Annotated in this window: 7 protein-coding genes and 1 pseudogene; 4 read left to right on the top strand and 4 right to left on the bottom strand. The window is 70.6% G+C overall.

Annotated features, from left to right (window positions below; translation table 11 throughout):
- Positions 1–235, top strand: a pseudogene (locus tag VIM26_RS26390) (hypothetical protein); the annotation flags it as partial.
- 262 nt (positions 236–497) lie between these two features.
- On the opposite strand, the gene VIM26_RS26385 reads toward VIM26_RS26390, so the two are convergent.
- Genes VIM26_RS26385 through VIM26_RS26375 form a run of 3 tightly spaced genes read right to left on the bottom strand, consistent with a single transcriptional unit; the run spans position 498 to position 3117 of the window.
- On the bottom strand, positions 498–743 hold the full coding sequence (locus tag VIM26_RS26385) for a hypothetical protein (protein WP_331956308.1): 246 nt from the start codon (positions 741–743) through the stop codon (positions 498–500).
- Positions 740–2887 carry a ferrous iron transport protein B gene (gene feoB / locus VIM26_RS26380; RefSeq protein WP_331956307.1) on the bottom strand — a complete coding sequence of 716 codons (2148 nt, stop codon included), beginning with the start codon at positions 2885–2887 and terminating at the stop codon, positions 740–742. Before feoB ends, VIM26_RS26385 begins: the two co-directional genes overlap by 4 nt.
- Entirely contained in the window at positions 2884–3117 is a 234-nt protein-coding gene (locus VIM26_RS26375; protein ID WP_331956306.1) for a FeoA family protein, read from the bottom strand. The genes feoB and VIM26_RS26375 overlap by 4 nt, the downstream gene beginning before the upstream one ends.
- Positions 3118–3392: 275 nt before the next feature.
- Here VIM26_RS26375 and VIM26_RS26370 point away from each other — a divergent pair, with 275 nt between their 5' ends.
- Positions 3393–3629, top strand: a complete 237-nt coding sequence (locus tag VIM26_RS26370; RefSeq protein ID WP_331956305.1) for a ribbon-helix-helix domain-containing protein — start codon at positions 3393–3395, stop codon at positions 3627–3629.
- Positions 3629–3928, top strand: a complete 300-nt coding sequence (locus tag VIM26_RS26365; RefSeq protein WP_331956304.1) for a type II toxin-antitoxin system PemK/MazF family toxin — start codon at positions 3629–3631, stop codon at positions 3926–3928. The genes VIM26_RS26370 and VIM26_RS26365 overlap by 1 nt, the downstream gene beginning before the upstream one ends.
- Before the next feature lie 166 nt (positions 3929–4094).
- Here the strand turns inward: VIM26_RS26365 and VIM26_RS26360 are convergent, their stop codons facing one another.
- Positions 4095–4556 (bottom strand): hypothetical protein, encoded by a 462-nt coding sequence (locus tag VIM26_RS26360; RefSeq protein ID WP_331956303.1) that lies wholly within the window; start codon positions 4554–4556, stop codon positions 4095–4097.
- 121 nt (positions 4557–4677) lie between these two features.
- On the opposite strand from VIM26_RS26360, the gene VIM26_RS26355 reads away from it, so the two are divergent.
- Positions 4678–6099: a class I SAM-dependent methyltransferase gene (locus VIM26_RS26355; protein WP_414696592.1), complete on the top strand. Its 1422-nt coding sequence runs from the start codon at positions 4678–4680 to the stop codon at positions 6097–6099.
- Positions 6100–6233 lie beyond the last annotated feature (134 nt).

Raw genomic sequence — 6233 nt, 5'->3', positions numbered from 1 at the left:
TCACCTGCTCAAGACGCACGCCGGCTGGACGTACGACCGCGCCGACAACGGCACGATCACCTGGACCACGCCCACCGGGCACACCTATGCCTACAACTCCCCGTTGCCGCCCGGACACGAGCACCTGCCGCAGGTCGAACCCGACCCCTGGCTGGACGCAGCATCCCAGCCGGAGCCCCAGGCGGCACCCGAGCGGGACCGGAAACCGGAAGCGGACGACCCGCCACCGTTCTGATCCTCGCGTACCGATTCTCCTCCGGTCGGCCACGAGTCGTCGAGAAGAATCCGATCTGAACTACGCGCCTGGCCGGCTCACCGCGCCGAGCGCAGCATCGGCGGAAAGCCCTCGTACGAAAGATGCGCGGTCCCCAAAACCTCGCACGAATCTATCCAGAAGAGGCAACGGAATGGCAGCGGCCATCCTCTCCGCTATCACCGCCCGGCGACAACATGAAAGACCCGGCCTAAGCCTGCCCTAAGGGCGACCTAAGCCCTGCCTACGCCGATGCTCGTGCTTTCGCACTGGGCGCGATCGGGCAGCCGGTGCAGCCCTTGGGCAGGTCTGGGCCGGTCGGACAACCGGACGCGCATCCGGCGCCGGCGACCGCGACCACACCCAGGCGTTCGGCGTGGTCCAGCACGGCGCGGACAAGCGATTCGGGGAGCCCGATCCGGGCGGCGACCTGCGCGGGCGTGCCGCCCCGCGCCCGGACGTCGTCGAGCACCGCGGTCCACGCACTCACAGTCGCGAGCCCACCTGGAAGACGGTGACCGCGAGCAGCCACGCGGCGGCGAGCTGCGCGCCGAGGGCGTACAGGGTCGGCTTCCAGCCGAACAGGCGTTTCTGCTCGGCGAGCGCCGCCACGCACGGGGTGTACGCGAGGACGAACACCATGAAGGCCAGCGCCGCGGCGCCGCCGTGCCCGCCCGAGGAATCGTCGAAGGAGGCGCGAAGCTGCTCGCCGAGGTGTCCCGCACGGGCGGGGTCACCCGGTTCGGCGACCGCGTAGGACTGGGCGAACGAGCCGACCACGACCTCCTTCGCGACGAACCCGGTGATCAGCGCGGCGGCCGCGTGGTCGTTGCCGAAGCCGGCCGGCGCGAGTACCGGGGCGATGCCCGACGCCACGGCGCTGTACACGCTGTCCTTGATCGGCACGTCGCCGACGGCGTGCTGGCCGGTCGCGGGGATCGCCATCAGCACCCACACGACGAGCATGGTCGCGACGATGATCTTCCCGGCTCGCATCACGAACGACCCGACGCGCAGCCGGACCGACATGGCGAGCGTGCCCAGGTGGGGTCGCTGGTAGGGCGGCAGCACGAGGAGCAGGGGCTCGGCGTTGACGTCCCGAAACGCCGTCCTGCGCAGCGCGAGCCCGCAGCCGAGCACGAGCAGCACGCTGGCGACGTACATGGCGAAGATGACGGTGCCGGCGTTGTCGGGGAAGAACGCCCCCGCGAGCAGGATGTACACGGTCAGCCGCGCCGAGCAGGACGTGAGCGGGATCAGCAGCCCGGTGAGCAGTCGTTGGCGGGCGTGCGGCAGGGTGCGGGTGGCCGCCAGGGCGGGCAGGTTGCAGCCGAACCCGATGATCAGCGGCAGCAGGGCGCGACCGTCGAGGCCCATGGAACGCATCGCGCGGTCGGCGACGAACGCGGCCCGTGCAAGGTAGCCGGAGTCCTCGAGGATCCCGAGAGCCGCGAACATCACGGCCATCACCGGCAGAAACGTCAGCACGGTGCCGACGCCGGCGAGCAGCCCGTCCACCAGTAGGCCCTGGACCCAGCTGTGTCCGAGCCCGAACACGCCGAGCACGGAGGTCACGCCCGTGGCGACGGGACCGTTCACCAGCTGGTCGATGAGGCCCTGCAGCGGTGCGGCGAACTTGGTCGTGAGCTCGAACAGCAGCCAGACCACGGCGAGGAAGACGGGGATGCCCGCCCACGGGTTCAGCAGGACGCTGTCGATCCGGTCGGAGAAGGTGCGGCGATGGGCTCCGCCGGCGTTCATCGAGGGATGCGCCCCCGCGGTCGGCGCCAGGCCCGCGGTGACCTGCTCGACGACGCGCTCGACCCAGGCGAACAGCGTCTCGGCGTGCGCGAGCTCGAGGGAGAGATCCGGCCCGGGCGCGGGCGAAAGGTCGGCCAGCTCGGCCGCCACGCCCCCGCACGCGCAGGTCGGCGACGTCGCGGTGATTCCCGAGACGCCGCGCGGGGTCACGGCGACCTCGTCGACGGCCCGCGCGAGTTCGCGCAGACCGCCGTCGGACCAGTGCCGTGCGTCCACCGGGACGACGGGGACGCCGAGTGCCGCGGTGAGCGTGGTGGCCAGCGCGCCGCCGTCGGCGGCCGCCGTGGGCGAGTCGGTCGCCGCGGCGGTGAGGTCGAGCATGGTCAGGGCGACCACCAGCGGGACACCGGTCTCGGCGACCTGGGCCAGCAGGTACAGCGACCGGGTGAGCGCGGTCGCGTCCAGGACGACGACGGCGACGCCCGGCCGGCGGGTCTCCTGCTCGCAGGTCAGCGCGAGCTCCCGGACGGCGTCCGCGCTGACCTGCTCGTCGACCGATCGAGCCAGCAGGCTGTAGGTGCCGGGCAGGTCGACGATGGCCCGGTCGATCGCGCTGCTTCCACCGCCCGCCGCATCGTCGGACCCGCCGTCGGGCGCCGCGCTGCGCCAGGTGCCCGTGGCGAGCTCGACGGTGGTGCCCGGGGCGTTCATCGTGCGCTGCCGGGCGCCGGTCAGCGCGTTGAACAGGGTGGACTTGCCGACGTTCGGGCCGCCGACCAGCAGCACGCGCAACGGTGTGGTCAGCGTCGCGGTGGCGGCGCCTGTCTCGGATCGGCGGGGTGCGGGCGCGGCGGTCGTGCCGTGGCAGCTCACGCGGCTCGGGTGACGAGCTCGACGTCGATCAGGCCGGCGGTGCCCCCATCGAGCGCGTACCGCGACCCGGCGGCGGCGATGACCCGCCCACCGAAGGCCGCGTGCTGGGTGACGTGCGCGAGCGTGCCGATCCGGATCCCCATCTCGTTCAGCCGGAACGCGGCCGCGGCGGGCAGGCGGACCCCTGTCACTCGCAGCTCGGCGCCGAGCGGCAACTCTCGCAGTGTCATGCTCCGACGGTAGAGATGAGGTAAGGCTTCCCTCTGGGACCTTGGGCCTACCCGAGGAACGGGGTGACCTGCAGCACGGCGGGTCCGAGGTAGACCGAGGCGACTTCAGCAGCGAGAGCAGGCATCCATGCACGACGTCGACCATGGCTCGATGGGCACGCTCACCCGCTGAAGTCAGCGGTCAACAAGCGGGCCTGGTGCCCGCCGCGGCTCGGATCATTGACGGGGAAGGATTCGATCATCCCGATGCGCTTTCAAAGCGGTATGCTTCCGGTATGAGCACACAGATCACCGTACGAATCCCGGACGAGCTCGTCCAATTCGTCGACGAACAGGTCGTCGCGGGTCTGTTCACGAGTCGCGCCGACCTCGTCGCCAAACTCATCCGTCGCCAGAAGGCGCGCGCTCGTGCGCTGGCCGACCTCGAGATCATCCGGGCGCACGATGGCGCCCCCTACCCCGACCTGATCGGTCTGTCCGAGCTGGCCCGCCGACCGTCGGGCCTTGACTGATGCGGGCGATTCACCTCGTCCGCCTGGACAAGGTTCGACCGGCACTCATCCTGACCCGGGAAGTCGCGCTTCCCGTCTTGCGTCACGTCACCGTGGCGCCGATCACCAGCACGATTCGCGGCCTGGCTACCGAGGTCCAGGTCGGGTCAGAGAACGGCCTCGACCACGACAGCATCGTCACCCTCGACAACGTCATCACGGTCGCCAGCGCCGACGTTGGCGCCCTGATCGGCTACCTGCTTGACAGGCAAGAGGGCGACCTGACCGCTGCAATTCGTGCTGCATTCGACTTGGAATAGCACTCGCTCTACGGACCGGTCATCCGGCCCACGAGCAACGCCAAGGCGCACGACGCGAGCATCGCAGCTGCCACTGGGTGTGGTGGACCCATCAAGCCCAATGCGCCACCTGAACCACAGGACGGGGCTACCCCTTCATGGTTGGATCAGGTGGTCAACGTGATCGTCATGCCCCTGCCGGCGTAGAAGGTGTCGAACACGGTCGCCGGGACGGTAGCCGCGCGCGCGTCCGCGGTGTGTCCGCGGTGTGTCCGGACGGGTTGTGGAACGTGACCGTCCCGGTGCCTGGATCGTGACCGGTGATCAGCACGAGGTGACCTCCCTGTCCTGGCGCAGGGCGCTCTGGCCGGCGGATCTCCTTGTGCACCGATGCCATCACCATGCGCCCAGCCCATCGTCCGGCACGTTCCTCGCAGGCGACGGGAGTGAGTTCGTCGAGGAGCTGCTCCAGCGGCAGGATCGGGTGCACCTGGGCGGTGAGTCCGAACTCGGCACCGACGTAGTCAGCGAACGGGGCGTAGATGAGACCTTTGACGCAGCCGTCGCCCTGGTCGACGTAGGCGCCGTATTTCACTGCTGTGCGCAGCAGGGGCAGGAGGTCAGGGGCGGTGCAGGCGGGGCAACCCACGCTGGTGCCTCCTGGTGATCAACGAGCCGAGCATTGCCCGATCGACGTTACCGCCGGGGCTGCCCGGGCGGGCGCTGCTGGTCGTCCGCGGCCGGCGCCGGGCTGCACCAGAATGACCGGCGTGACCCCGCCAATCTCGTACCTCCTGTTTCCCGGCCGCCACCACTTCGTCACAGCGTTCCAGGTGGCCTACCTGCAGGCCGCGCTGCGCGGGGAGGTCCGCGACGCGGATGAGCTGCCGGTTGCGTGCGACGACGGAGCCCAGGTGGTCTGGGCCCTGACGTCGTCGACGCACAGTGGCACGCGGCGCAACCCGGTCCCCGCGCATCGGCGCGAGGCGATGATCGAAGCGGTCACCTGCGTCGAGGGCATCCCGTCCCTGGTGGCGCCCATCGCCGACGTCCCGGACAGCGACCGGTTCGCGGGGAACGTCCTGCTGAGCGTCGCCCTGACCACGGGGGCGAGGTTGACGCCGGCGAACTCGGCGGTCGCGTGCTCGACGCCGGCCGTGGCCGCGCAGTACGCCGAGCTCGGGTTCCGCGTCCTGCGCGTGGAGGACGGTCACCCGGACAACCCGCCGCGCCCCTGGGACATCCTCGAGCTCATGGTGGCCGACGATCCGAGCTGGCGCACCCTCGCCCACCCCCAGGCCGCCGCGTTCTACGACCGGTACGCCTTGGCGGCCGCGGTTCGCCTCATCCACACCGACCCCACGGTCTCGAGCGAGGGTGACCTGACCACGACGCGCGACTACCGCTCGTACACGGCGGCGTTCGACGACGCCTCGGACCGCAAGTGGGAGCAGCTCGCGGCCTTCATCCAGCCGGGCAGGGTCGTCGACCTGGGCTGCGCGGCCGGCGGCCTGCTCGAGCGTGCCAGCACCGACCCGCGCCTGGGTGAGTCCGACCTGTTCGGCGTGGACGTCTCCCGGCACCTGATCGCCGAGGCGGAGCACCGGCGCGCCCAGGGTGTGTTCGCGAACCCGAACGTCTTCTTCGCCCAGCGCAACCTGCTGCGCGCGCCGGTGTTTCCCGCGGCGAGCGTCAACAGCACCATCACGGTCGCCCTCACCCACGAGATCTCCAGCTACGGGGCCGGCCGCGTGGACCTCGAGCTGCTCGCCTCGCGGATCTTCGAGCACACGGCGCCCGGCGGGGTCTGGGTCAACTCGGACGTCGTCGGACCTGTCGGCGGCGACCGGCTCGTACACCTCTCCCTCGCCGGGGGCACGGACGCCGATGCCGTCGACTACACCGGCTGGGCGCACGACGCGGTCACGGCGCACTTCCGAGCCCTGCGCCCCGCCGACCAGCTCAGGCAGTTCGCCCGGGACTTCCCCGCCCTGTCCGGTGGCCGGTGTCCCGTGCGCTGGGTGAGTCCCGACGTGGCCGAGCTGCCGCTGCGCTCCGCGATGGAGTTCCTCTACACGCGGGACTACGACGACAACTATCTGTCCGAGTGCCACGAGCGCTTCTGCGACATGTCCTACCCGGACTGGGTGGCCCTGCTCACGGGCGCCGGCTTCACCGTGGACGTGTGTTGAGCGACACCGTGGGTGACCACGTGGGGGTGGGTTGGCGTCACTGAGGGTGATCATGCGTTTTGGGCGGCCCGCCGGGGTTGCCCTTTTTTGTTGGCGACGAGAGCGTGATGACGTCCATCGAAGCGCAACGGCCC

Origin of the sequence: Pengzhenrongella sp. (assembly GCF_036565025.1) — a bacterium.
Taxonomy (GTDB): domain Bacteria; phylum Actinomycetota; class Actinomycetes; order Actinomycetales; family Cellulomonadaceae; genus Pengzhenrongella.
This window is presented reverse-complemented; position numbering and strand designations above follow the sequence as displayed.